The following is a 25,950-nucleotide window of genomic DNA, read 5'->3' on the forward strand; positions in this document are numbered from 1 at the left end:
GAGTGGCCGGGGCCTCCGGTCAGAAGGCCCTTCGCGACCGGCAAGAGATAGAGCCCGGCCCGCCTTCTGTCAATGTCGCGGGCCGGATGGGGCGGGATTTAGGCGCTTGCCCTGAGACCTCGCGACATTTCTTCCAGCAGGCCGAGCACCTCGTGCGATGCACTGTTGAGAAGATCGATCTCGGCCGTCGCGCCTTCGCCGTCGCCGCCAATGAACAGTTCAAGCGCCCGCTTGCCGTGGGCATGGACTCTTTGGTGCGGGTCCAGCAGTTTGCCGTAGGCGGGAAGCTTGGTAAGGCGTTCATCGGCCAGCGTGTCGTACCACTTGCCCAACCGGCAGCTATGGTGGTTGGACAGGCGGTCCGGCGTCAGATCGTTCTGGCCCAGGATGCGTTCGACGATGGAGCGCTTGAAGCGGACATGATCGTTCTTCGCCACCTGAAGCAAAGCCTCGGCGCTGCCGGATTTGGCGAAGTCATCGGCCCGCTTGTCCAGCACCGCCGCCGAGTCGCTCATGGCCTTCAGCACGGCGGCGATCTCGCCCAGATTATGGCCCGACACTTGGGCGATGTCGGCGGCCGACGACGCCACTTCGCTGGTGGCGGCATTCTGCTGGCCCAAGACGGAGGCGATTTCGTGCATGCGCTGGGTGACGCCGTCGATGCGTCCGGCAATGGCTTCAAGGCCGTCGGTGACTTGGGTCACGGCGCCGCGTCCGTCCTGGGCGGCGGAGCGCGAGCGGTTCATGGCCAGGGTGGCCTCTGCCATCTCGGCGGTCAGCCCTTCGATGCGGCAGCGAATATCCACCGTGGCCTTGGCGGTCTGATTGGCCAGGGTCTTGACCTCGCCCGCCACCACGGCGAAGCCCTTGCCGGATTCTCCCGCCCTGGCGGCCTCGATGGTGGCGTTGAGCGCAAGCAGATTGGTCTGGCCCGCGATGGCCTCGATCTGATCGATGATGGCGGCGATTTGACCGGAGGCCGAGCCCAAGGCCTCGATACGCTGGCCGACCGCGTCCACCGCTTCAAGCAGTCCGTCCATGGCGTTGCGCGCGGCGGCGGTAGCGGCGACGCCGCCGCGTGCCGAGGATTCGGCGTCCGAGGCCTCGCGCGCGGCGATATCGGAGGACTCGGCGATGGTGTGGACCGAGGCCACCAGTTCCTCGATGGCGCTGGCGATGGTCTGGCTCTGCTCCGAGGCGCGGCGCACCGAGCCCACCATCTTGGATAGGACCACGGCGGCCTCGTTGCTTTGGATGGCGGCCTCGACGATGCCTTCCAACTGGACCTGCATGCCGTCGCGCAGATTTTTCTGACCCGCCTCCAACTCCGCCATGGTGCGCAGTTGCGCTTCTTCCAGCGCCACGGTGCGGCGGACCTCCTCCTCCACCACGGCGACGGCGCGGGCCATGCGGCCAAGCTCGTCGTCTCGGTCTTGGCCGGGAACGGTGACGCTGAGGTCGCGTTTGGCGATTTTGTCCAAGGTGTCGCTCATGGACAGGATCGGCCGGGTGATGCCGCGGCTTAGCACGACGGCGGTTATCAGGGCGATGACCAGAACGACGGCGATCAGCGACAACATGTCGTTGCGCGCTTCGGCCAATTGGGTGGCGTAATGGCTGGCGTCCATGGCGATTTCGGCCACTCCCAGCGGCTTGCCGCTGTAATCCTTCATGGCGCGTCCCAAGATGGCGACGCGCCCGCCGGCGCCGTCCGCGACGGCTTTCAGCACGTCGCGGCCGTCCATGGCCTCGGCGATTTCCGAAGGTGACAGATTGGACGCGGCCAAGGTTCCGGCGAATTGCTTGAAGCCGTCCTTGCTCTTGACATGCAGCGCGACGTCGACGCCGAAGGATTTCTTGAAGTCGGCGAAGAACGGCTGGCCGAAGCTGAGGCCGAATTCCACCGACCCCACATGGGCGCCGCCGTCGAACAGCGGAACCAGGCCGCGCACGCCCAGACCGGCGACGCCGTATTCCAATCCCTGGGTCGGCTTCTGGCTGGCGTTGGTCTGCACCACCGTCTGACGGATGGCGGACAGGTCGTCGCCGAACTTTGCGGGCGCGTGGACCCGCAGGAAGGATGTGGCGGGGGGCAGATGGAACTGGAACTGCTCGATGCCGTATTCGGCGGTCATGGCCTTGAACGCGGGGACCATCTGCGCTGCAAGGGTGTCCCTCTGCCCGGTGGCGACCAGATGGGGAATGCCCGGCAGATTGGCCACCAGGGCGGCCAGGGCGCGGGCCTCGGAGGCAGAGCCGTCGACAGAGTCGCTCAATTGCTCGAATCGGCCCAGCAGTTCGCGCTTTTCCGCCTGTTCAATCAAGGTGACGGCATGGCGGTTGGCGAACCATCCCAGCAGGGCGGCGGTACCCACCGACATGAAGACCAAAGCCGTGCCGAAACGGGCGGCGATACCCATGGACATGCAATTTCCCCTCTGGAGACGGCGCACCGGATTGCGGCGTCCTTTGGCTGGCGCGCATGGCGACCTCCCCAAGTCGCGGCGCAAATTCGTCAGGATGAAATATGCAATAATACGAATATATATTCAAACTAATTTAATGAAAGGCGGAGGGGACTTGGGGAGGTCGCGGGGCTGGGGTATAAGGAGCGGCTGCTGCCGTGGCCCCTTGGCGGAATTGGTAGACGCAAGCGACTTAAAATCGCTCGCCTTCGGGCGTGCCGGTTCGATTCCGGCAGGGGCCACCATAGCTGCGCCCCGGACCGCCGATCACGCGGAGCCGGGCGTTTTTATGTCTCAACCCAGATCAGGAACGCCGCCGGGGCCATCCCCGGTGAACGGTGTTGCGCGCTCCGACGCTCGCAAAGGAGAGGCATCATGAAATATACGTTCACCCTGACCGAGGCCAACCTGAAGACGGCCATGAATGATCCGCGTGACCTGCCGTGGAACTTTCATCCAGCCATGGGTAGAGTCCCGACCAAAGTTACGCCGTCTGGCGCGGGTTGGGCCAATCGGGTCTAGTCGCTTCGCTCCGGGCCATTGACGCCCCGACATCCTCACTTCATCTTGGCGCCATGTTTCCGCTCTTCACCCATTTCGGCCATGCCCCCGACGCCTTGTTGCTACTGGTCATGGCCATCGGCCTGGATGCCGCACTGGGCGAGATGGGGCCGCTCTTTCGTCTGATCCCCCATCCGGTGGTGATGATCGGACGCACCATCGGCGCCCTGGACAAGCGGTTGAACAAGCCCGACCGCTCGGAGACGGATCGGCGCTTTCGCGGTTTTCTGCTGGCCCTGGGCATGGCGGTGCTGGCCCTGGCGGTGGGCGGCGTGATCAGCTTCCTCGCCCGCGTCCTGCCGCATTTCTGGCTGGCCGAGGTGTTCGTCGCCGCCACCCTGCTGGCCCAGCGCTCGCTGTTCCAGCATGTGCGCGACGTGGCCAAGGCGCTGGGCGATAATGGGCTGGAAGCGGGGCGCTACGCGGTCTCGCGCATCGTCGGCCGCGATCCGCAAAGCCTGGACGAATACGGGGTGGCGCGGGCCGCCATCGAAAGCCTCGCCGAGAATTTCGCCGACGGCGTGGTGGCGCCGGTGTTCTGGTATGTGCTGCTGGGGCTGCCGGGCTTGCTGCTCTACAAGACGGTCAACACCCTGGACAGCATGGTCGGCTATCGCAACGATAAGTACCGCGCTTTCGGCATGGCCTCGGCCCGGCTCGACGACGTGCTGAACCTGATTCCCGCCCGCATCGCGGCGCTGCTGCTGGCCCTGGCCGCGCCCTTCGTCACCAAGGGCAAGCCGGTGGCCGCCCTGATCACCATGGTGCGGGATTCCCGCCATCACCGTTCGCCCAATTCCGGCTGGCCCGAGGCGGCCGCCGCCGGGGCGCTGGGCCTTGCCTTGGGGGGGCCGCGCAAATATCCCGGCCTGACGGTGGACGAGAACTGGATCGGGGCGGGCCGGGCGCGGGCCACCGTGGCCGACATCACCCGGGCGCTGCACCTGTTCGCCGTGGCCTGCGTCATGGACGCCGGGCTGGTGGTGCTGGTGTTATGGCTGCAAGCCCGCTAGGCGGGCGAGGCGTTCCACATCCAGATGGGCGTCCAGATGATCGGCGAGGCGGTCCAGCACCGCGTCCACCTGCGCTTCATAGACCAGCCCGCCCGAGCGGCCGGGACGTAATCCGGCCAGCAGCCCGGCGCGGAATTCATCCGAGGTGAACAACCCGTGCAGATAGCATCCCGCGACCCTTCCGTCCGATGACACCGCCCCGTCCGGCTCTCCCCCCAGGGTGAGATAGGGCCGCGCCGCGTCGGGGCCGGTGGTGCGGCCCATATGCATCTCGTAGCCCCGGACCGGCACGCCCGCGGCATCGGTTCCGCCGATCTCGGTCAGAACCTTGTCGCCCGCCATGACGGTCTCCACATCCAGCAGTCCCAGACCGGCGGCGACGGAATCTTTGGGGCCTTCCACCCCCAGCGGATCGGCGACGGATTTGCCCAGCATCTGATAACCGGCGCAGATGCCCAGCACCCGGCCGCCCCGCCGCAGATGGGCCATGATGTCGATGTCCCAGCCCTGGGCGCGGACGAAGTCCAGGTCGGCGATGGTGGATTTGGAGCCGGGCAGGATCACCAGATCGGCATCGCCGGGCAGCGGCTGGCCGGGGGCGATCATGTCGAGGCGCACATCCTCTTCCGCCGCCAGCGGGTCGAAATCGTCGAAATTGGCGATGCGCGACAGGCGCGGCACCGCGATGCGGATGCCCTCTCCGGCACTGCTGCTCCCCGACAGCGAGGCGGCATCCTCGGCGGGCAGGCGGGCAGCGTCGGGGAACCACGGCACGATGCCCAGGCAGTCCAGCCCGGTCCGGGCCTTGATGATGTCGATGGCGGGCAGGAACAGGGCGGGGTCGCCGCGAAAGCGGTTGATGACATAGCCGACGAGGCGCGCCCGCTCGCTCTCGGGCAGCAGGGCATGGGTGCCCACCACCGAGGCGATGACGCCGCCGCGGTCGATATCGGCCACCAGCACCACCGGCACGTCGGCGGCCTCGGCGAAGCCCATATTGGCGATGTCGGCGGCGCGCAAGTTAACTTCGGCGGCGCTGCCCGCACCCTCTATCACCATCAGATCGGCCTCGGCGGCCAAGCGGTGAAAGCTTTCCAGCACCTTGGGCAGCAGGGTCGGCTTCAAGGCGTAATAGTCCCGCGCCGTGGCGCTGGCCAAGACCTTGCCCTGGACCACCACCTGCGCCCCGGTCTCGCTTTGCGGTTTGAGCAGAACCGGATTCATGTCCGAGCGCGGCGCCACCCCGCAGGCGCGGGCCTGCAAGGCCTGGGCGCGGCCGATCTCGCCGCCGTCGGCGGTCACGGCGGCATTGTTGGACATGTTCTGCGGCTTGAACGGCAAGACCTTAAGGCCGCGCCGGGCGAACAACCGGCACAGCCCGGCGGCCAGCAGGGACTTGCCGACATCGGAACCGGTGCCTTGCAGCATGAGGGCGGGAGTGGTCCTGGTCATGGCGGCGACTGTCGCAGACGGAGCGGCGGCGGGCAACCCTACTCCTCTCCATCCTCCCCGCCGCTGGCCCATTCGCGGACGCGGGCGAGGTGGAGGTAGTCGGAGTATTTGGGCGCGTGCTCCGGGTGGGGGCGCGCCGCATAGGGGGTCTCGGGGTCGTCGAAGGCGGTGATCAGGGCGCGCAGACCGTCCAGCGCCTCGGTGGCCAGGGTATAGGCGTCGTCACCGGCGCTCTTTTCCTCGCCGCCCGCCTCGCCGCCTTTCAGGCGCCAATACAGCAGACGCGAGGGTTCCGCCGCCTTGACGCCGCCAAAGCCGCCGTAGCGGGCCATGGCGCCTTCCAGCGGCAGTTGCGGCGCGTAACCGGCGGCCACTTCCTTGGCGCTGGGGGGCTGGCCGGTCTTGTAGTCGATCAGGGCCAGGCTGCCGTCCTTCAGCACGTCCACCCGGTCGGCCTTGGCGATCAGGGTGAAGGGGGCGTAAGGCGCGTCGATCTCCAAGGCGCCCTTGACCTCGGCGTGGATCGCGGCGATGTCGGGGCGGCGCTCGCGCTCCTTGACGGCGACCCAGCGGGCGATGGACTGGAAGCGCGGCCACCAGAACGCCCAGACGGCGGGCGAGGCCACGGCCTCCGCGAAGACCTCGGCGCCGATCTCCAGCAATTTGGCCTCGGCATCATGGGGCAGGGCGGCGGGATAAGCCTTGGCGAAGCGTTCCAGCGCCAGATGGACCATGCTGCCGTAATCGGCCGCCCCCGGATCGGCGTCGATGGGGTCCAGCGCCTTCAGCCCCAACACATGCTTCGCATAGATGCCATAGGGGTCGCGCATCCAGGTCTCGATCTCGGTGACCGACAGGCGGCGGGGGCGGGCGTCCAGCGGCGGCCGGGGGGCGGGCGGCTCGGCGCGGGTCCAGCGTTCGGGCCGGTCCAGCATGGCGTGCCAGTCCAGCCATTGGGTGGCGTCCTCCTCGAATGTCAGGCCGCAGGCATGCATCACCGCTTCCAGGCGCATCAGCCAGCGCGACGGCACCGTCGGCGTGCCCTCGGCGCGGACCGAGCGGGTCAGCACCACCTGGGGGGCGGCGAAGCCCTGGGCGAAGTCGTGGGCGGCGAGTCCGATGCGGCGTTCCGGCGGCGCCAGCCCGAAGGCGGCCTGCATGGGGCGGCTCATCCAGGGATCGGCCTCGGGCGGCGAAGGCCAGGTTCCCTCGTTGAGGCCGCCCAGGATCAACAGGTCGGCGTGCTGCAAGCGGGCCTCCAACGGCCCCCAGATCTGCAGGCGGGGATGGTGGTCCCAGGCGGAGCGGGCCGCCACCCCGGCCATCAGCTCGTCCAGCAGGGCGGGATAGCAGGCGCCGGGAATTTCGCCCAGGGCCGGGGCGGCGCGGGCTAGGTCTGCGGCGAAGCGGGCGCAGGCCTCGCCCGCCTCGCCCTTCCACAGCCGGGCCGGGCCGGGCAGGCGGTCGTCGGCGGCCAGTTTCTCGGCGAATTCCATATGGGCGCGCAACAGATCGGCCAGCGGCACCGAGTCCTTGGCCAGCAGGGCGGCGAAGGGGGCGGCCACGGCCTCCAGATCGGCCAAGAGGGCGGCAAGCCGTCTGTCCTTGACCATGACGAGAAGCCCGCCAATGCCGGGGCCGGGGCGGGGGCCGCGCAGGGTGGTGACCTCCAGCCTTCGGGTCAGGGCGCGGAAGGCGCCTTCGTCCATGCCGCCCGCCGCCAGGGGATGCTTCAGACAAGCCAGCAGGGGATGCGGGGCGAAATGTTCGGCCGTCATCTCGGCGGTCAGGCGCAGGAAGGCGCCCGGCTCGGTCAGCCCCAGGGGACGTCCGGCGGAATCGTCGATGCGGATGCCCCAGCGCTCCAACTCGCCCGCCACCCGTCGCGCCAGGGCGCGGTCGGGGGTCACCAGGGCGGCGGTGCGGCCGGGCGAATCCAGGGCATGGCGCAGCATCAGGGCGATGGCGCCCGCCTCCTCGCGCGGGCCGGGGGCGTCCAGCCGGGTGACGCCGTCCAGGGTATCGGGGGGCAACGGCGTGAGATCGCGCCACGCCTCGCAGGCCCCGGCCGGGCGCAGCGCCTCGGCCAGCAGGCGGGTTCGGGCGGCGCGGGGATCGGCATCGGCGACCAGCGGCGGCACCGCTTCGCGCTCGATCCCCAGCCGGGCCAGCAGGGCTTTCAGGCCGAATTGGGGATGGGACGGCTCCAAGACGCGCCATGCGGTGGCATCCATATGGCGGTCCAGGCCGGGCAGCACGACACGGCCCAGGGGCAGACCGGCGACGCAGGCCAACAGATCGGCGGTGGCGGGGCGCGATCCGGTGGAGCCCGCCGCGATGATGGGATGGGCGGGCGGCTTGGCGGTCCAGGCATTGATCTGGGCCGCCATCACCCGGTTCAGCCGATCCTCGGAATCCAGGGCGCCGCCCTCTGCCAGAATGGCGGGCCAGGACTGGGTCAGGATTTTCAGGAAATCCAGGGTGACCTGCCAGTGCTCGGCATAGTCGGCGGGAACCAGGTGTTCCAGCCGGGCGAAGTCGAGCCGCTCCGACTGCACCGCATCCAACAGCTTGCCCAGTTCACCGGCCAGCCGCGCCGCCTGGTCGGGCGAGGGCACGTGACCGCCGAGTGCCTTGGCCATGGCGGTGATCAGGCGGGCCAGGATCAGGCGGCGTTCCAGCGGCGCCATGGCGGGGGAAATGTCCAGCGGGTCGGCGCCGGACAGCTCCAACTCCTCCTCGTCCATGTCGCCCAGCGGTTTCAAGCGGGGCAGCAGCAGCGGCCGCCCGCCCGACAGCCGCAAAAACGCGTCGGACAAGGCGCGGCAGGCGCGCCGGGTGGGCAGCAGCACCTCCATCTCGGCCAGGGCCAGCGGATCGTCCTTCGCCTCGGCCAGCAGCCACGCGGCCAGGGTATCGACGAAGGGCAGGCCCGGCGGGATGGTGAAGACGGTCATGTGGGGCACCACGACCAGACGAGGTTTTCACCACGAAGGCACGAAGGCGCGAAGGAAAAGGAAAGGGACTTCCTTCGGCCTTCTTCGTGTCTTCGTGCCTTCGTGGTCAAATCTTACCTCTCTTCCGCCCGCAGCAGGGCCTCCACCCGGGGCAGCGCCTCCGGGGTTCCCACATGGTACCAGTTTCCGTCGTGAACGAGTCCATGGAGGCGGCCTTTGGCCAGGGCGCGGTCGTAGAGGACATTCAGCGAGAACTTGCCTTCCGGCGCGCCCTCGAACAGGCGGGGGTGCAGGATCTGGACGCCGGAAAACAGCAGCGGCGCGGAATCGGCCTCGCCCCGGCGGCGCAAGGTGTCGTTGGCGTTGATGAAGAAATCGCCCTTGCCGTCATAGCCCACCGCCGTCTTGACGGGTTGCAGCAGCAGCAGGGCGTCCATGTCGGCATCGACCCAGGCATGGGCGAGGCGTTCCAGGGCGGGCGTCGCGCCGTCGGTCCAGATGATGTCGCTGTTGGCGACAAAGAAGGGGGCGTGGCCCAGCAGCGGCAGCGCCTTGGCGACACCGCCGCCGGTCTCCAGCAGGACATCCTCGTGGGACAGCCTGACCTCGCCGCGTCCGGCCAGGTGCTCCTTGATGGCGTCGGGCAGCCAGTGGGTGTTGACCACCAGATTGTCGATGCCCGCCCGGCCGAGATGATCCAGCGCCCGGTCCAGCATGGTGCGCCCGGCGACGCTGACCAGCGGCTTGGGCGTGGTGAGCGTGATGGGGCGCATGCGCAGGCCCAATCCGGCCGCAAGAACCATGGCATGGGTGATCATGGCGCCACCGGTCATGGGCTGGGCACTCCGCGCTTGTCCTTGGGAATGTGGCGGTCAAGCCAACCGGCCAGTTCCTTGGTGACGGGATGGCGCAGCGCGTTTTCCAGCAGCCGCCAGACACGGGGAACATGGACCAGATAGCCGGGTTTTGCGTCGCGCTTGCACAGCCGGGTGAAGATGCCGATCACCTTGGCGTGGCGCTGGGCCGCCATCACCGCCCACGAGGCTTCGAACACCGTGCGGTCCAAGCTGGGGAAACGGGAAAGCCAGCGCTGCTTCATGCGCTCGATCATGACCACGTCGATGTCGCGGCGCGCATCCTCCAACAGGCTCATCAGGTCGTAGGTGGCCGGTCCCGCCACCGCGTCCTGGAAGTCCAGCAAGCCGCAGGCTTTGAGGCCGGGGCGGTCCAGCAGCATCAGATTGTCCACATGGAAATCGCGCAGCACCAGGGTGTCGGGCACCAGCCGCGCCACCGGGAACAGGCGGCGCCAGATGTCCTCGTATTCGGCCCGCGCTTCCGGTGCGGTCTCGGTACCCAGCACGGCGGGCATGTACCAGTCGGTCAGCAGGGTCGCCTCGGTCAGCAGCCGGGCATCGTCATAGGGCGGCAGGCCGTCGGGCATGGCGTCGGGGCGGGCCGCGATCTCGGCCAGCACGTCGGTAGCCAGGGCGTAGAGCGCCTCCTCGTCATGACCATTGGTCAGCAGCTTGGTATAGGTGTCGTCGCCCAGGTCTTCCAACAGCAGCAACCCGTTCTCCTCGTCCACCGCCAGCAGCCTGGGCGCCGACAGCCCCAGCGAGTCGAGATGGCGGGCGATGCGCACGAAGGGCCGCACGTCTTCCTTGGGCGGCGGCGCGTCCATCAGCACGGCGGGCGCGCCGTCGCGGTCCAGGCGGTCGTAATGGCGAAAGCTGGCGTCGCCCGCCAGCTTTCCGCGCTTGGCGTCGCCCCAGCCCGCCTCGGTCAGAAAAGATTGGATCAGCGCGTCGCGCTGGGTCATGGCTGCAAATCTCCCAGTCGATCGGCCCAACTGCCGTGGGCGGTCAGGGTGACGCGCCGCTCGCCTTCGGCATCGCCGGTTTCAAGCCGCAGGTCAAGTCGCCTCTTGGGCAAATGGCGGCCCAATTGCTCCGGCCATTCGATCAGGCTGATGCCCTCGGCGAAAGCCTCCTCGATGTCCAGTTCCAGGGCGTCGTCGGGCATTTCCAATCGGTAGAGGTCGAAATGCCAGATCAGCCCCGCCTCGGACTCGTATTGCTGCACCAGGGTGAAGGTGGGGCTCGGCACTTCCTCGTCGGGACTGGTCAGCGCCCGGATGAAGGCCCGCGCCAGGGTGCTCTTGCCGGTCCCCAGGGTGCCCCACAAGGCGATGACGTCGCCGGGCCGAGCCAGCGCCGCCAGCTTTTGCCCCAGTTGCTTGGTGGCGGCTTCGTCGGGAAGATTCATCCCTTTGCCCTCGGATGCGCGTCGCGGTAGACGGCGGTGAGCCGGGCCGCGTCCACCTCGGTATAGCGCTGGGTGGTCGACAGCGAGGCATGGCCCAGCAGTTCCTGGATGGTGCGCAGATCGCCGCCGCCCGCCAGCAGATGGGTGGCGAAGCTGTGGCGCAGCGCATGCGGCGTCGCCGTCTCGGGCAGGCCCAGCAGCAGGCGCAGGCGTCGCATCTGGCGCTGGACCACGCCGGGATTGAGCGGGCCGCCGCGTGCGCCCAGGAACAGCGGGTCGGTGGGCTCGGATGGGAACGGCAACTGCGCCAGATAGACGGCGATGGCGTCCCTGACCACCGGCAGGATGGGCACCACCCGCTGCTTGCGGCCCTTGCCGGTGATGACCATGGCCTCGCTCTTGGGCGCCTCGCGCCGGGTCAGCCCCAAGGCCTCGCCCAGGCGCAGCCCGGCGCCGTAGAGCAGGGTGAACAGGGCGATGTCGCGGGCCGCCAGCCAGGGTTCGTCATGCAACTCGCCCGCACTGGCCAGGGTCTCCATCGCCTCGTCGGCCGCCAGGGGCTTGGGCACCGATTTGGGCGGACGCGGAGATTTGACCGCCTTCAGGGCCGGGTTGTGCACCATGTCGTGGCGGTCGAGGAAGCGGAAGAAGCCGCGCAGCGTCGACATGGTCCGGGCCAACGAGGCGCGACCCAGCCCGTCGGAGGCACGCCGGGCCAGGAAGGCACGGAAATCCCCGGTGCCCAATGCGCCGAGCGCCGCCAGATCGGGCTCGGCGGCCAGATGCTCGGTCAGGAAGGACAAGAAGGCGGCAAGGTCGCGGCCATAGGCGTCCAGGGTATGGGCCGAGGCCCGCTTCTCGCCCTCCAGCCACTGCCGCCACGACTCCACCGCCCGCGACAGGTCGGCAAGGGCTGCGAAATGGATGGGGGTGGGGGGCATGGGTTACGCCATTCCAAACGGACGCGGATTTTTAACCACCAAGGCACCAAGGACACCAAGAGGCCTCCCAGATGGCGCCGTCGTGCCCATCTGCCGCGCAGCGGACATAATGATATGAGGGCGTTGACGAGACCCTGAGTGATCCGGCGGCTCCGCTCTCTTGGTGTCCTTGGTGTCCTTGGTGCCTTGGTGGTGAATCACGGCGAAAGCCCAGTCAATCATGCGTCGCCTCTCTGGTCAGGAGAAACGGCCTTCAGGCCACGGGTAACCCGTGCGGGAAGCGCGAACAGGAATTCCGCCAATGCGAGGGCAAATCTCTAATTCCAGCGGAAGTAACATTTCTACCCCGCGAAGCGCAGGACGCAGCGTTCCACCACGCGGGCGAGGAAGGTGATCAGCTCGGTGGCCTGACCGGCGTGGAAGGTGCGGCCGTGGCGCGAGCCCAGCGCCATGACGCCGTCCGGGCAGGGGGCGCCGGGGCTGAGGCGCACCACCGCCGAGGACAGCACCAGACCGGCGCCGTCGCCGAACAGGGCGGGGTCGCCGGGCATTTCCTCGGTCAGGGCGCAATCGCGGTCGGCGCCGCCCATCATCTTGGCCACGGTGCCGTTGGGCAGGGTCAGCACGCCGGGCGCCGCCAGCTTGGGCAGCGGTGCCTCGGGGGTCTCGAAGCACAGGGTCGCCACATCCACGTCCAGCAGGGTGGGCAGGTCGTCGCGCACCGCTTCCACCAGTTCCGCCATGTCGTCGGCCGACAGGATGGCCAGCACCGCCTTGTGGGTGCGGGTCTGGATGGACATGTTGGAGCGCGAGGTGTGGATCAGATGTTCGGCGGCGCCGCGCACCCGCTCCACCTCGTCGCGCAACCGGTCGATCATGAAGACCTGCATGTCCAGCACGCCGTCGTCCTCGGACCAGCGCGACGGCGGCGACAGGTTCAGCAGCAGGTCGGGATGGCGCACCAGGAAATCGGAATGGGCCCGCAAGAAGGCTTCCACCTGCTTCTCGTCGGGCAGGGGCAGTTGCAGGACCGCGTCGTCGCGCTTTCGCGCCATGCTTTTCACCTTGATTGAAGGAAAACGGTGCCGGAGGTTCGACGAGAGTTGCGCCGGAGCTTGGTTCGTTGGAATCTAGCTTATGCCCGCCGAGTCCCCCACTTCAACCCCCCCGTTCTTTTCGCGCGGCGATCGTATCGCCGTTTTGCTGCCGCTGCCCCTGGCCGGAGCCTATGACTATCTGTGCGGGACGGAGGCGCTGCATCCAGGCGACTTCGTAGCGGTGCCGCTGGGGGCGCGTCAAGCCATTGGCGTGGTATGGGGCGCCGGGCGGGGTGACGTCGCCGCCGCCAAGCTGAAGCCGGTGGCGGCGCGGCTGGCGGCGCGGCCCATGTCCCGGGTGACGCGCGACTTCGTGGATTGGGTGGCGTCCTACACCATGGCGCCCGCCGGGGCGGTGCTGAAAATGGCCATGAGCGTGCCTGCGGCGCTGGAACCGGCGGCTGGCCTGACGGCCTTGCGGCTGGGCGCGGTGCCGCCCGATCTCAAGCTGACCGCCGCCCGGAAAAAGGTGCTCGACCTGATGGCGGGCATGCCGCCGCTGGCCGCCGCCGATCTGGCCCGCGAGGCGGGGGTGGGCGTTTCGGTGGTCAAGGGACTGGCGGATCTGGGCGCGCTGGCGACGGTGGAACTGCCGCGTCCCTCCTTGTTCGCCGTCCCCGATCTGTCGCTGACCCGCGCTGAACTGTCGGACTCGCAACGGCTGGCGGCCGACACGCTGGTCGCTGCCGTGGCGGGCGGCTTCTCCGTCTCGGTGATCGACGGCGTCACCGGATCGGGCAAGACCGAGGTCTATTTCGAGGCGGTGGCCGCTTGCCTTGCCGCCGGGCGTCAGGTTCTGGTGCTGCTGCCCGAGATCGCGTTGTCGGCCCAATGGCTGGAACGGTTCAAGCGCCGCTTCGGGGTCGTGCCCGCCGAATGGCATTCCGATCTGGGCGATGCAAGACGGCGCGAGACATGGCGGGCGGTGGCGTCGGGCGAGGCCCAAGTGGTGGTGGGCGCCCGTTCCGCCCTGTTCCTGCCCTATCGCGAACTGGGCCTGATGGTGGTGGACGAGGAGCACGACCAGGCCTTCAAGCAGGAAGAGGGCGTCAGCTACCACGCCCGCGACATGGCGGTGGTGCGCGCCCGATTGGGCGAAATTCCCCTGGTCCTGGCCTCGGCGACCCCGTCGCTGGAAACCATGGCCAATGTCCAGGGGGGGCGTTATCGCCTGCTGCACCTGCCCGACCGCCATGCCGGGGCAAGCATGCCCGAGATCGTGGCGGTGGATCTGCGCCGCGATCCGCCGCCGCGTGGCCGCTGGCTCAGCCCCATTCTGGTCGCCGCGTTGGAAGAGACCTTCGCCGCCGGTGAGCAGGCCATGCTTTATCTCAATCGGCGCGGCTATGCGCCGCTGACCCTGTGCCGGGGCTGCGGCCATCGCCTGCAATGCCCGAACTGCACGGCGTGGCTGGTGGAACATCGCTCCGCCGGTCGCCTGATCTGCCATCACTGCGGCTATCACATTCGCCAGCCGAGGAAATGCCCCGGCTGCGAGGCCGAGGACAGCTTCGTCGCCTGCGGTCCCGGCGTCGAGCGGGTGGCCGAGGAGGCCGCCCTGCTGTTCCCCGACATCCGCATGGCGGTCATGACCTCGGACACCTGCGCCGGTCCCCAGGCGGCGGCGGAATTCGTCCGCGCCGTCTCCGCCCACGAGATCGACCTGCTGGTGGGAACCCAGATCGTCGCCAAGGGCTATCACTTTCCCATGCTGACGGCGGTCGGCGTGGTGGACGCGGATATGGGATTGGAAGGCGGCGATCTGAGGGCGGGCGAGCGCACCCATCAATTGCTGTCCCAGGTCTCGGGCCGCGCCGGGCGGGCCGAGCGCCCCGGTCGCGTCTTCCTGCAGACCTATCAGCCCGACCATCCGGTGATGCAGGCCTTGCGCTCGGGCGAGCGCGACGGCTTCATCGCCCGCGAGGCGGAGTTGCGCCGCTCCTGCGCCATGCCGCCCTATGGCAGGCTGGCGGCCCTGATCCTGTCGGGGCCGGATGTGGCGCAATTGGAAGGCTTCGCCGCCAAGCTGTCGCGCGCCGCGCCCCACGGCGGCGGCGTCGAGGTACTGGGACCGGCGCCCGCCCCCATGGCCCTGCTGCGCGGCAAGCATCGCCGCCGCTTCCTCATCAAGGTGCCCCGCACGGTCAACATCCAGGCGACGCTCCGCCAGTGGCTGACCCGCGTCCCAGCCGTGGCGGGGGTAAGGGTCCAGGTGGATATCGACCCCTATAGTTTTTTTTAAACCGGGTAGGGTACCTTTGGGGGTGGTTTTGGCCTCATATCGGCTGCCCTGGCCGAGCATAAGGATGTGCTAATATTGTGCATACCTCCCCCGAATGGGCAGGACTCGGCTTGCAACCCAAAACTCGATGTGCTAGTTAACCGACGCGCTTGCAGGGGGGTTTCCTGTTCAGCGCAGGAATAAGTTTGCGTTTCAATAGGTTACGGCCGCCGGTTCGACCCTATCCAAGGACTTGCCCAGGTGCCATCCGAGACAATTGGCGTTATCGCCACCCGCTATGCCACCGCTCTGTTCGAGTTGGCCGATTCTTCGTCCACCCTCGATCAGGTCGCCGGTGATCTGAAAGCGTTGAAGGCCATGATCCTCGCAAGCGCGGATCTGCGTCGACTCATCGACAGCCCCGTACTCAGCCGCACGGAGCAGGGGGGCGCTATCGCCGCCCTTGCGACGAAAGCCGGTTTCACGGAGCTGACCACGAAATTCCTGGGGCTGGCGGCCAAGAACCGCCGGTTGTTCACCCTTCCCGGGGTGATCGACGCCTATCTGAGTCGGCTTGCCGCCCGTCGTGGCGAGATGTCGGCTTCGGTGGCGTCCGCCGTGGCGCTGACGCCGGCCCAACAAGATGCCCTTGTATCCACCCTCAAGACGGCTTTCGGCGGCAGCGTTGCCGTCGAGGTCAAGGTCGATCCCAGCTTGCTGGGCGGTCTGGTGGTGCAAGTCGGTTCCCGCATGGTTGACAGCTCGTTGAAGACGAAGCTGCAACATCTCAAGCTCGCTATGAAAGGGGTTGGATGATGGAAATCCGCGCCGCGGAGATCTCCGCGATCCTCAAGCAACAGATCGCCACCTTCGGGACCGAGGCGGAAGTCGCCGAAGTCGGACAGGTGCTGTCGGTTGGTGACGGTATCGCCCGCGTCCATGGCCTCGACAAGGTCCAGGCCGGCGAGATGGTCGAATTCCCCGGCGGCATCAAGGGTATGGCGCTGAACCTCGAGACCGACAATGTCGGTGTCGTGATCTTCGGCGACGACCGTTCCATCAAGGAAGGCGATGTCGTCAAGCGGACCGGTTCCATCGTGGACGTTCCCGTCGGCAAGGGCCTGCTGGGCCGCGTCGTCGACGCTCTCGGCAACCCCATCGACGGCAAGGGCCCCATCGAGGCGGCCTCGCGTCAGCGCGTCGACGTCAAGGCGCCGGGCATCATCCCGCGTAAGTCGGTGCACGAGCCCATGTCCACGGGCATCAAGGCCGTCGACGCCCTGATCCCGATTGGTCGCGGTCAGCGCGAACTGGTGATCGGTGACCGTCAGACCGGCAAGACCGCCATCCTGGTGGACACCATCATCAATCAGAAGCGTTGGCACGATGCCAGCGACGAGAAGGCCAAGCTGTTCTGCATCTACGTCGCCGTGGGTCAGAAGCGCTCCACCGTCGCCCAGATCGTGAAGACCCTGACCGATTACGGCGCCATGGACTACACCATCGTGGTCGCCGCCACCGCGTCCGAGCCCGCTCCGCTGCAGTTCATCGCGCCTTACGCGGGCTGCACCATGGGCGAGTATTTCCGCGACAACGGCATGCATGCCCTGATCATTTATGATGATCTGTCCAAGCAGGCCGTCGCCTATCGCCAGATGTCGCTGCTGCTGCGCCGCCCGCCGGGCCGCGAAGCCTATCCGGGCGACGTGTTCTATCTGCACTCGCGCCTGCTGGAGCGCGCCGCCAAGATGGGCGACGCCGCCGGTAATGGCTCGCTGACCGCGCTGCCGGTCATCGAGACCCAGGCCAACGACGTGTCCGCCTATATCCCGACCAACGTGATCTCCATCACCGACGGTCAGATCTTCCTGGAAACCGAACTGTTCTATAAGGGCATCCGCCCCGCCGTGAACGTCGGTCTGTCGGTGTCGCGCGTCGGCTCCGCCGCCCAGATCAAGGCCATGAAGCAGGTCGCCGGTTCCATTAAGCTGGAATTGGCCCAGTATCGTGAAATGGCCGCCTTCGCCCAGTTCGCCTCGGACCTGGACCCCGCGACCCAGAAGCTGCTGGCTCGTGGCGCCCGTCTGACCGAGCTGCTGAAGCAGCCGCAGTTCTCCCCCATGCCGACGGAAGAGGAAGTCATTTCCATCTATGCCGGTGTGAAGGGCTATCTCGACAAGATCGACGTCAAGGACGTGGGCCGCTTCGAAAAGTCGCTGCTGGCCGACATCAAGTCCAAGGCGCCGGATCTGCTGACCACCATCGCCACCGAGAAGGCGATCAGCGGCCCGACCGAAGAGAAGTTGAAGGCGTTCCTCGACTCGTTCGCCAAGACTTTCGCGTAACCGTCCGACACGGAGTGTAGGTTATGGCGAGTCTCAAGGACCTGCGGATGAAGATCGTGAGCGTCAAATCGACGCGCAAGATCACCTCCGCCATGAAAATGGTCGCAGCCTCCAAGCTCCGCCGCGCGCAAACCGCGGCGGAAGCGGCCCGGCCCTTCGCCGAGCGCATGGAACGCATGTTGGGAACCCTGGCCGCCAGCCTCGCTGGCCAAAGCGGCGCCCCCAAGATGCTAACCGGCACCGGCGTCGATAAGGTGCATCTGCTGGTGGCGGTGACCGCCGACCGCGGTCTGTGCGGTGGTTTCAATTCCACCATCGTCCGCGCCACCAAGGCCATGGCCGCCGACCTGCTCAAGCAGGGCAAGACGGTCAAGATCATGCCGGTGGGCCGCAAGGCGCGCGAGCAGCTCAAGCGCGATTACGGTCAGTATATGATCGAAGGCTTCGAACAGCTTGGCCGCAAGGGCATCGTGTTCGGCGAGGCCGATCAGGTGGCCAATACGATCTCCACCATGTTCGACGCCGAGGAATTCGACGTCTGCACGGTGATCTACAACAAGTTCAAGTCGGCCATCGCCCAGGAAGTGACCCGCCAGCAGGTGATCCCCTTCCCGGTGCCCGCCCAGACCGGCGCCGCCGATGCCGGCGCGAAGGCCATCTACGAGTTCGAACCCGGCGAGGAAGAAATCCTGGCCGAGATCCTGCCGCGCAATCTGGCCACCCAGATGTTCCGCGCCTTGCTGGAAAGCCAGGCGTCCGAACAGGGCGCGCGCATGACCGCGATGGATAATGCAACCCGCAACGCGGGCGAAATGATCAATGCCCTGGCGATCAAGTACAACCGGTCGCGTCAGGCTCAGATCACCAAGGAACTGATCGAAATCATCTCCGGCGCCGAAGCGCTGTGACGGAAGACTAGGAGCAAACCATGGCAAACAAGAACGTCGGCAAGATCACCCAGGTCCTGGGCGCCGTCGTAGACGTGCGCTTCGACGGCCAACTCCCGGCCATCCTCAGCGCGCTGCATCTGGAGCACCAGGGCAAGAAGCTGGTTCTCGAAGTCGCTCAGCATCTGGGCGAGTCCACCGTGCGCACCATCGCCATGGACTCCACCGACGGTCTGACCCGTGGCACCGAAGCGGTCGATACCGGTTCGTCCATTCAGATGCCGGTCGGTCCCGAGACCCTGGGCCGCATCATCAACGTGATCGGCGAGCCCATCGACGAGCGCGGCCCCATCGGCAACAAGTCGACCCTGCCGATCCATGCTGATGCCCCCGATTTCGTCGACCAGTCCACCGAGACCGAGATCCTCGTCACCGGCATCAAGGTCATCGACCTGCTGGCGCCGTACTGCAAGGGCGGCAAGATCGGCCTGTTCGGCGGCGCCGGCGTGGGCAAGACCGTGCTGATCATGGAACTCATCAACAATATCGCCAAGGCGCACGGTGGTTACTCCGTGTTCGCTGGCGTCGGTGAGCGTACCCGCGAAGGCAACGACCTCTATCACGAAATGATCGAGTCGGGCGTTATCAAGCTGGACGGCCCCGGCTCCAAGGTGGCCCTGGTCTACGGCCAGATGAACGAGCCCCCGGGCGCCCGTGCCCGCGTCGCCCTGTCGGGTCTGACCGTCGCCGAATACTTCCGCGACGTGGAAGGCCAGGACGTGCTGTTCTTCGTGGACAACATCTTCCGTTTCACCCAGGCCGGTTCCGAAGTGTCCGCGCTGCTGGGCCGCATCCCGTCGGCGGTGGGCTATCAGCCCACTCTCGCCACCGACATGGGCGCCCTGCAGGAACGCATCACCTCGACCAAGAAGGGTTCCATCACCTCGGTGCAGGCCATTTACGTGCCCGCCGACGATCTGACCGACCCCGCGCCGGCCACTTCGTTCGCCCACTTGGACGCCACCACCGTGCTGAACCGTCAGATCGCCGAGCTGGGCATCTACCCGGCGGTGGATCCGCTGGACTCCACGTCCCGCGTGCTCGACCCCCGCGTGGTCGGCGCCGATCACTACCAGACCGCTCGCGACGTGCAGCGCATCCTGCAGACCTACAAGTCGCTTCAGGACATCATCGCCATCCTGGGCATGGACGAGTTGTCGGAAGAAGACAAGCTGGTCGTCACCCGCGCCCGTAAGATCCAGCGCTTCCTGTCGCAGCCCTTCCACGTGGCCGAAATCTTCACCGGTTCGCCGGGCAAGCTGGTCGCCATCGAAGACACCATCAAGGGCTTCAAGGCCATCGTGGCTGGCGAATACGATCACCTTCCCGAATCCGCCTTCTACATGGTCGGCGGCATCGACGAAGTGATCGAGAAGGCCAAGAAGATGGCCGCCGAAGCGGCGTAATTTGTTCAATACGGCGGGCTGCCCTGCGGCCCGCCGTAAGTTGCCAAAAGGAACTGCGGCATGGCCGACAAGATCCAGTTCGAGTTGGTGTCGCCGGCGAAGCTTCTGATTTCGTCGCCGGTGGACATGGTGGTGGTGCCGGGCAGCGAAGGTGACTTCGGCGCCCTGGTCCGTCACGCTCCCATGATCACCACCGTCCGGCCCGGCGTCATCGTCGTGCATGACGGCGGCAAGGTCTCGAGCAGCATTTTCGTGGCTGGCGGCTTCGCCGAGGTCAACGAAGAGCGCATTACCGTGCTGGCGGAAGAGGCTATCCCGGTGGCCGATATCACCGCCGACATGGCCGAGTCCCGTAAGAAGGCCGCCGACGAGGCGCTGAGCGACGCCAAGACCGACCGCGAAAAGGCCCAGGCCGAGCGTCTGGTGCTGATCGCCGAGGCCCTGGAGGCCGCGCGGCACTAAGTCGCGGTCCTGAGAGATCAAGCAAAGGGCCGTCCATAAGGGCGGCCCTTTCGCTTTTGTCGGCGGACGGATAAACTCCCCCCATGCGCATTCAAGCCCTGGCCGTAGCCCTCGCCCTGTCCGCCGTGCCCTGCCATGCCGCCGAGCCCGCGGTGGATGCCGCCGAGGTGGCGTCAGCCACCTTCGTCAAGGGCTGCGTCGGTTTCATGGGCGACTACGCCAAGTTGCGCGATCAGTTGCAGCCCGAGAGGGATCTGTATCTGCCGCAGATCCCACCGTCGGCCGCCAAGCCGTTCCTGCAGGGGCGCGAGGGCGAGGCCTACGCCCGCTTCGACGCCGGGGTCACCCTGGTGCTGTGGAAGGCCGAGGATCAGTGCGCCGTCTTCATGCAAAAGGGCAATACGGACCGGCTGCGCAAGCAGCTTGATGCCGATCTGAAAGCCGGATTGTCGCGCTCCTTCACCATCAAATCAGGCGGATGCGAGACCAAGGGCTCCATGCAGTCCTGTTTCACCGACATCACGCCCATGGGCGAGTACCGGGCCGAGCTGATGAAGAAATACGGCAAGGAGCCCGCCGGTCTGCGGGTTCTGCTGACCACGTCGGAAAGCGCCAATCCCAATCTGAAGGCCATCATCACCGTCGACTGGAAACTGCCATGAGGATTCTATTCGCCTGCGTTCTCTTCCTGGCGGCCACTCTACCGGCGGCGGCCCAGACCAGCGGCGACTACCGGCTCAGGGACGAGACGTCGCGGCTGGCGGTGGCGGTGTTGGGCAAGGTCTGCCTGATGAATCTGGGCGACATCAACGCGGTGATCACGGCGGCTTCTCCCACCGGGGAATTCGGCTTCGTCGAGGCGCCGGAAGACGTCGCCAAGGGCATATTGCAGGGACGTACCGGCTATGTCCGGGTTCTGCGCCGCCCGGGTCTGGGGGCGGTGACCCTGATCGTCAGCCATGACGGGATTTGTTCGGTGTGGTCGGAATTCGCCGACATCACCGCCATGCAACGCCATCTCATGGCCATGGTGGAAAAGGGCGGGCTGAAAGGCGGCGCGCAGTTGCTGGCCCTGGATGCCCGCGACACCGACGGGGTGCGCGTCAACGATTACTATCTGATGCCGTCGGGGTGGTATGCCGCCCAACTGGGCAAGCGCTACAACGACGACGGCAGCCAGCCCCTGGCGCTGGTGACCTCCATCTCGCCCCCCGGCCGCAGGCCCATGGAAGGCGCGCTGGTGGTCAGTCGGCCGCTGAAGCAGTAGGACGAGGATGGACGACGCCACCGCCAACGACTATGCCCGCATCCTGGCCCAGGTGGCCACGGTCTATCATTGCATCCTGGAAGAGCATGGTCCGAGCGCAAGCGGGGTCGGCTGGGCCGATTCCGAGGCGCAAGCCTTTCGCTTCGGTGTCCTGACCTCGCGGATCGATCCGGAACTGTCGCTGATCGTCAATGACGTGGGATGTGGCAGCGGAGATTTGTTCCCCTACCTGGATTCCCATTTCCGCCTTGCCGGTTACGTGGGGCTGGATGTGTGCGAGGCCATGGTGGTGGCGGCCAATGAGCGCATCAAGGATCCTCGGACGGCTTTCATCCAGAACGCGGTCCCGGCGACCCCGGCCCACTGGTCGCTGGCCTCGGGGACGTTCAATATCTCGGCCGGGGCCGATGAGGCGGCCTGGCGGGAATTGACGGGCGAGGTTATCCGCCGCATGGCGGGGTTTTCCCTGCGCGGCTTCGCCTTCAACATGCTGCGCCCCCATCGCCGCGATGCGTTCTTCTGGGGTGACGAGCCGGAACCGTGGGAGGCGTTCTGCCGCGACGGCCTGGGGGGGCAGGTGGAGCGCATCGAGCATCCCGGCGGCGAGGAATGGAGTCTGATCGTCCGGCGGGTGTGATTCCTTTCGCTTGCTTACGGTGAAGGCTTCCGGTAAAGCATGCCGACCGATGGAGGAAGCCATGTTTGGGCGCTTGTTCAGTGCGAACGCTCTCGCCGTCCGGGGTCAAAGCCCGGGGATGGTTCTTCTCGTCACACCCAAAACCGGCACTACCAAGACCGCTTGAGCGGGCCGGTTCGTCGCGACTGTACGAAAAAGGCCCGCGGTCAAGCACCTGGCGGGCCTTTTCGCATGAATTAGGTTAATCGCGGGACACCACCAAGGGTTCGCAACGGAGAAAAAGAACATGGGCTACAAGGTTGCTGTCATCGGCGCCACCGGCAATGTCGGTCGCGAGATGTTGAAGACTCTGGCGGAACGCAATTTCCCGGTGGACGACATCGTCGCCCTGGCCAGCGCCCGCTCGGTCGGCCGCGAGGTGTCCTTCGGCGACACCAAGATCCTGAAGGTCAAGGATCTCGCCACCTTCGACTTCAAGGGCTGGGACATCGCCCTGTCGTCGCCCGGCGCCAAGGTCTCGGCCGAGCACAGCCCGCGCGCCGCCGCCGCTGGCTGCGTGGTGGTGGACAACACCTCGCATTTCCGCATGGACCCCGACGTGCCGCTGGTGGTGCCGGAAGTGAACCCGGATGCCATCGCCCAGTACAAGAAGAAGGGCATCATCGCCAATCCCAACTGCTCCACCATTCAGATGGTGGTGGCGTTGAAGCCGCTGCACACCCTGGGCAAGATCAAGCGCGTCGTCGTCTCCACCTACCAGTCGGTGTCGGGCGCGGGCAAGGAAGGCATGGATGAGCTGTTCGAGCAAAGCCGCGCCGTCTTCGTCAACGACGCCATCAAGCCGCAGAAATTCGCCAAGCAGATCGCCTTCAACCTGATCCCCCAGATCGACGTCTTCATGGAAGACGGCTCGACCAAGGAAGAATGGAAGATGGTGGTGGAGACCAAGAAGATCCTGGACGCCTCCATCGAGGTTCACGCCACCTGCGTGCGCGTGCCGGTCTTCGTCAGCCATTCCGAGACGGTCAACGTGGAATTCGCCAAGCCGGTCAGCGTGGAAGAGGCCACCCAGGCCTTCCGCGACGCGCCCGGCGTCATCGTCATGGATACGCGTGAACCGGGCGGCTATGTCACGCCCTTGGAAACCACCGGCGAGGACGCGGTCTATATCAGCCGTATCCGCAAGGATCCGACCGTGAAGAACGGCATCTCGTTCTGGTGCGTGTCCGACAACCTGCGCAAGGGCGCGGCGCTCAACGCCGTGCAGATCGCCGAGGTTCTCGCCCGCGATTACCTGAAGAAGTAGGACGACGGCGGGCGGGACGCCCGCGCTCCTCGACTCGGAGCGCGGGCGTCCCGCCCGCTATTCCCGCCCATCCATCTTCTTGCCGTAACCCCGGGGCGTATAGGTCCAGGTCCGGCTTGGCGTGGCGAAGCTGCGGGTCTCGGAACTGCCCACCACCACCATGGTCAGCATGTCCACCTTGTCGGGCGACAACTCGCCCAGCGTGATGACCTCGACGGTCTCGCCGGGGCGGCCCAACTGGCGGGCCAGGATGACCGGCGTCTCGGGCGGGCGGCCGGTCAGCAGGATGTCGCGCGCCCTCGGCAATTGATCGCGGCGGCGGTTGGACACCGGGTTGTAGAAGCACACCACGAAATCGGCGCTGGCGGCGGCTTTGAGCCGGGTCTCGATGCTTTCCCACGGGGTCAGCAGGTCCGACAGCGAGATGGTGCAGAAGTCGTGATTGACCGGCGCTCCGGCGCGGGCGGCGGCGGCTTGCAGGGCCGAGATACCGGGAACCACGGTGATGTCCACCCGGTTCCAGTCGGCGCGCTTCTCGCGGTCCAGCAGTTCGAACACCAGGGTGGCCAGGGCATAGATGCCGGGATCGCCGGAACAGACCAGTGATACGGCGCGGCCCTCGGCAGCCAGTTCCAGGGCCTTGCGGGCGCGGGCTTCCTCGGCGCCCAGCGCGCTTTCGTGGCGGGACTTGCCAACCGCGGCGGGGCCCAGCAGGTCGAGATACATGCCGTAGCCCACCAGATCCTCGGAGGCGGCGATGGCGGCCGAGGCCTGGGGCGCGCGCCATTCCGGCGTGCCGGGGCCGATGCCGACCACGAAGAGTCGGCCCCTCGGCCTCCCGATCACCGAAGCATCCAGCGGATGGGGCGAGCGGGCGACGGCGCAGGTGGCGCGGGCGGCTTTGGCCTTGGGCACGATCAGTGCCCCATGGGCACCGGCTGCGGCCAGGGCGGCCCCCTCGGCGACGCCGTGGCAGCCGGTCTCGGCGAAGACCACGTCGGACGGGGTGGCGAGGCGCGGCGCTTCCCGCTCCAATTCCTCAGGGGTGAAGAAGCGGGCGGGAACCCCCAATTGGGCGGCCAGGGCGTGGACGGCGGCTTCGTCGGATTTGAGGTCGATGCTGGCGACGCAGGCCACCGACAGGGGCGACAGCGCCTCGGCAGCCAAGGTGTCCATGGCCAGTTTGATCAGATCCTCGGCGGGGGTATGGCGCTCGCAGCCGACGCCCAGCACCAGCACCGGCGGATGGAACACCAGTTCGTTATCGTCGGGCGTGATCGCCCTATCGGTGATGCGGACGGCATGATCGCCGGTCTCACCGAAGTCGATGCTTGCCAGCCAGTCGGCGTCTCCCGCTTCCACTTCCAGGCTGACCGCCTCCTCGGCCAGCAGGGCGGCGGCGACGGATTTGGCGCTGGCCGGATTGGCGATCGTCCAGCCGGGCGGCGGGTCATCCAGCGCGACGCCCAGGCTCAATTCCCCGGCGGTGGTCAGGGCGGCGGAGATCCCCAGCGTCCGGGCGATGCTCCGCGCCAGGGCATTGGCGCCGTGATGGCCGCCCAGCAGTGGCGCCACCGAGGATCCGTCCACCGCCACCGCCAGCAGGGGCGGCTCCGACCATTTGTCCAGCAACAGCGGCCCGACGGCGCGGATCAGGATCCCGGCGGCGCAGATGCCGATGATGGGGGTTCCGGCGGCGAACAGGGCGCGCAGATGGACCACGGTGTCGCTGAAGCTCACCTCGGCCTCTACCCGTCCGGCAAGGCCATGGATGCGCGAACCGGGCAAGGACTGGGCCAGGGTCTTGGCGGTTTCCAGCCCGGCGGGGCTGACCACCACCAGGGCGATGTCGTTCATAACCATGCGTGTCCTCGCCGATGAACCAGGATGATGGAGAAATAGGGCAGTTCCGCCACCGTGTCGGGGGCGAGAATGCGCTGATCGGCCAGGCCGATCCTCTCGATGACGCGGGCCTTGTCCCACAGACCCGCGCGCTCCAGCACGCGGCGGATCTTGGGCAGATTACGGCCGACCTTCATGAAGACAATGGCGTCGGCGGCACTCACCTGCGCCTCGATCTCCGCCTCGGATCGGGTCGATGGGATGATGGCGACGCCGTCGTCCCAGGCGCATAGCGGCGCGCGCAAGGCGGCTCCCGCCGCCATGATGGACGAGACGCCGGGTACCACTTCCACCGGGAAGCGGGACGACAGGCGGGCGAACAGATAGATGAAGGAGCCGAAGAAGAAGGGATCGCCCTCGCACAGCACGGCGACGTCGCGGCCTTCGGCCAGATGAGCGGCGATGTCATGGGCTGCGCAGTCATAGGCCGCTTCGGTCCCGGCCCGGTCCAGGGTGAAACCCATGCGGATGGGGATTTCCACCCGGCCGGGCGAAATATGGGCCGCCGCGATCACACGGGCCATGCCGTCGCCCTCCAGCGGGGCGGGCCAGGCGATGACCGGGGTTGCGGCCAGGATGCGCGCCGCCTTGAGGGTCAGCAGCTCGGGATCGCCGGGGCCGACACCGATGCCGTAGAGGGTGGCGGTCATGGACTTTCCCCCTCTCCCTGAGGGAGAGGGATGGGGTGAGGGGGAATTCGCCT

General features: G+C 67.1%; 22 protein-coding genes and 1 tRNA gene. 13 read left to right on the forward strand and 10 right to left on the reverse strand.

Annotated features, from left to right (window positions below; translation table 11 throughout):
• Window positions 1–98 precede the first annotated feature (98 nt).
• The gene (locus CU669_RS02960; RefSeq protein WP_112142336.1) at window positions 99–2,426 is read right to left on the reverse strand and encodes a methyl-accepting chemotaxis protein; all 2,328 of its coding nucleotides are present in this window, start codon (window positions 2,424–2,426) and stop codon (window positions 99–101) included.
• Between the two features lie 199 nt (window positions 2,427–2,625).
• Between CU669_RS02960 and CU669_RS02965 the strand changes: the two genes are divergently transcribed.
• From CU669_RS02965 to cbiB, 3 genes are all read left to right on the forward strand, one after another.
• A tRNA-Leu gene (locus CU669_RS02965) sits at window positions 2,626–2,710 on the forward strand.
• Between the two features lie 130 nt (window positions 2,711–2,840).
• Window positions 2,841–2,987 carry a hypothetical protein gene (locus CU669_RS21285; RefSeq protein WP_161539565.1) on the forward strand — a complete coding sequence of 49 codons (147 nt, stop codon included), beginning with the start codon at window positions 2,841–2,843 and terminating at the stop codon, window positions 2,985–2,987.
• A 53-nt stretch (window positions 2,988–3,040) separates the two neighbouring features.
• Entirely contained in the window at window positions 3,041–4,039 is a 999-nt protein-coding gene (cbiB, locus tag CU669_RS02970; RefSeq protein ID WP_112142337.1) for an adenosylcobinamide-phosphate synthase CbiB, read from the forward strand.
• Here cbiB and CU669_RS02975 read toward each other — a convergent pair.
• The 7 genes from CU669_RS02975 to CU669_RS03005 form a co-directional block, all read right to left on the reverse strand.
• Entirely contained in the window at window positions 4,019–5,491 is a 1,473-nt protein-coding gene (locus CU669_RS02975) for a cobyric acid synthase (protein WP_192884567.1), read from the reverse strand. The two genes, cbiB and CU669_RS02975, sit on opposite strands and share 21 nt — an antisense overlap.
• Before the next feature lie 38 nt (window positions 5,492–5,529).
• On the reverse strand, window positions 5,530–8,448 hold the full coding sequence (gene addB / locus CU669_RS02980) for a double-strand break repair protein AddB (protein WP_112142339.1): 2,919 nt from the start codon (window positions 8,446–8,448) through the stop codon (window positions 5,530–5,532).
• Window positions 8,449–8,561: 113 nt separating this feature from the next.
• The gene (locus CU669_RS02985; protein WP_239988507.1) at window positions 8,562–9,281 is read right to left on the reverse strand and encodes a nucleotidyltransferase family protein; all 720 of its coding nucleotides are present in this window, start codon (window positions 9,279–9,281) and stop codon (window positions 8,562–8,564) included.
• The gene (locus CU669_RS02990) at window positions 9,278–10,270 is read right to left on the reverse strand and encodes an aminoglycoside phosphotransferase family protein (RefSeq protein WP_112142340.1); all 993 of its coding nucleotides are present in this window, start codon (window positions 10,268–10,270) and stop codon (window positions 9,278–9,280) included. Before CU669_RS02990 ends, CU669_RS02985 begins: the two co-directional genes overlap by 4 nt.
• Entirely contained in the window at window positions 10,267–10,716 is a 450-nt protein-coding gene (tsaE, locus tag CU669_RS02995) for a tRNA (adenosine(37)-N6)-threonylcarbamoyltransferase complex ATPase subunit type 1 TsaE (RefSeq protein ID WP_112142341.1), read from the reverse strand. Before tsaE ends, CU669_RS02990 begins: the two co-directional genes overlap by 4 nt.
• Entirely contained in the window at window positions 10,713–11,657 is a 945-nt protein-coding gene (locus CU669_RS03000) for a tyrosine recombinase XerC (protein ID WP_112142342.1), read from the reverse strand. The genes tsaE and CU669_RS03000 overlap by 4 nt, the downstream gene beginning before the upstream one ends.
• A gap of 341 nt (window positions 11,658–11,998) precedes the next feature.
• Complete coding sequence (locus CU669_RS03005) at window positions 11,999–12,712, reverse strand: DUF484 family protein (protein WP_112142343.1); 714 nt, start codon at window positions 12,710–12,712, stop codon at window positions 11,999–12,001.
• A gap of 82 nt (window positions 12,713–12,794) precedes the next feature.
• Here CU669_RS03005 and CU669_RS03010 point away from each other — a divergent pair, with 82 nt between their 5' ends.
• The 10 genes from CU669_RS03010 (at window position 12,795) to CU669_RS03055 (ending at window position 23,345) form a co-directional block, all read left to right on the forward strand.
• A complete protein-coding gene (locus CU669_RS03010) occupies window positions 12,795–14,996 on the forward strand; it encodes a primosomal protein N' (protein WP_112142345.1) in 2,202 nt (733 codons plus the stop codon).
• A gap of 240 nt (window positions 14,997–15,236) precedes the next feature.
• Window positions 15,237–15,791, forward strand: coding sequence for a F0F1 ATP synthase subunit delta (locus CU669_RS03015; protein ID WP_112142346.1), 555 nt, complete (start codon window positions 15,237–15,239; stop codon window positions 15,789–15,791).
• On the forward strand, window positions 15,791–17,320 hold the full coding sequence (atpA, locus tag CU669_RS03020; RefSeq protein WP_112142674.1) for a F0F1 ATP synthase subunit alpha: 1,530 nt from the start codon (window positions 15,791–15,793) through the stop codon (window positions 17,318–17,320). Before CU669_RS03015 ends, atpA begins: the two co-directional genes overlap by 1 nt.
• Before the next feature lie 23 nt (window positions 17,321–17,343).
• Window positions 17,344–18,228 (forward strand): F0F1 ATP synthase subunit gamma, encoded by an 885-nt coding sequence (locus CU669_RS03025; protein WP_112142347.1) that lies wholly within the window; start codon window positions 17,344–17,346, stop codon window positions 18,226–18,228.
• 20 nt (window positions 18,229–18,248) lie between these two features.
• Window positions 18,249–19,673 (forward strand): F0F1 ATP synthase subunit beta, encoded by a 1,425-nt coding sequence (atpD, locus tag CU669_RS03030; RefSeq protein WP_112142348.1) that lies wholly within the window; start codon window positions 18,249–18,251, stop codon window positions 19,671–19,673.
• 60 nt (window positions 19,674–19,733) lie between these two features.
• Window positions 19,734–20,135: an ATP synthase F1 subunit epsilon gene (gene atpC / locus CU669_RS03035; protein WP_112142349.1), complete on the forward strand. Its 402-nt coding sequence runs from the start codon at window positions 19,734–19,736 to the stop codon at window positions 20,133–20,135.
• 83 nt (window positions 20,136–20,218) lie between these two features.
• The gene (locus CU669_RS03040) at window positions 20,219–20,797 is read left to right on the forward strand and encodes an NMCC_0638 family (lipo)protein (protein WP_112142350.1); all 579 of its coding nucleotides are present in this window, start codon (window positions 20,219–20,221) and stop codon (window positions 20,795–20,797) included.
• Window positions 20,794–21,402: an NMCC_0638 family (lipo)protein gene (locus CU669_RS03045; RefSeq protein WP_112142351.1), complete on the forward strand. Its 609-nt coding sequence runs from the start codon at window positions 20,794–20,796 to the stop codon at window positions 21,400–21,402. The genes CU669_RS03040 and CU669_RS03045 overlap by 4 nt, the downstream gene beginning before the upstream one ends.
• 7 nt (window positions 21,403–21,409) lie before the next feature.
• Window positions 21,410–22,039, forward strand: coding sequence for a class I SAM-dependent methyltransferase (locus CU669_RS03050; protein WP_112142352.1), 630 nt, complete (start codon window positions 21,410–21,412; stop codon window positions 22,037–22,039).
• Between the two features lie 286 nt (window positions 22,040–22,325).
• Window positions 22,326–23,345, forward strand: coding sequence for an aspartate-semialdehyde dehydrogenase (locus CU669_RS03055; RefSeq protein ID WP_112142353.1), 1,020 nt, complete (start codon window positions 22,326–22,328; stop codon window positions 23,343–23,345).
• Window positions 23,346–23,402: 57 nt separating this feature from the next.
• Here CU669_RS03055 and cobJ read toward each other — a convergent pair whose 3' ends face one another.
• Window positions 23,403–25,208: a precorrin-3B C(17)-methyltransferase gene (cobJ, locus tag CU669_RS03060; RefSeq protein WP_205119368.1), complete on the reverse strand. Its 1,806-nt coding sequence runs from the start codon at window positions 25,206–25,208 to the stop codon at window positions 23,403–23,405.
• Window positions 25,199–25,897 (reverse strand): precorrin-2 C(20)-methyltransferase, encoded by a 699-nt coding sequence (gene cobI / locus CU669_RS03065; protein ID WP_112142356.1) that lies wholly within the window; start codon window positions 25,895–25,897, stop codon window positions 25,199–25,201. Before cobI ends, cobJ begins: the two co-directional genes overlap by 10 nt.
• Window positions 25,898–25,950: the final 53 nt, after the last annotated feature.

The sequence above is a fragment of the Paramagnetospirillum kuznetsovii genome, assembly GCF_003284725.1.
GTDB lineage: Bacteria > Pseudomonadota > Alphaproteobacteria > Rhodospirillales > Magnetospirillaceae > Phaeospirillum > Phaeospirillum kuznetsovii.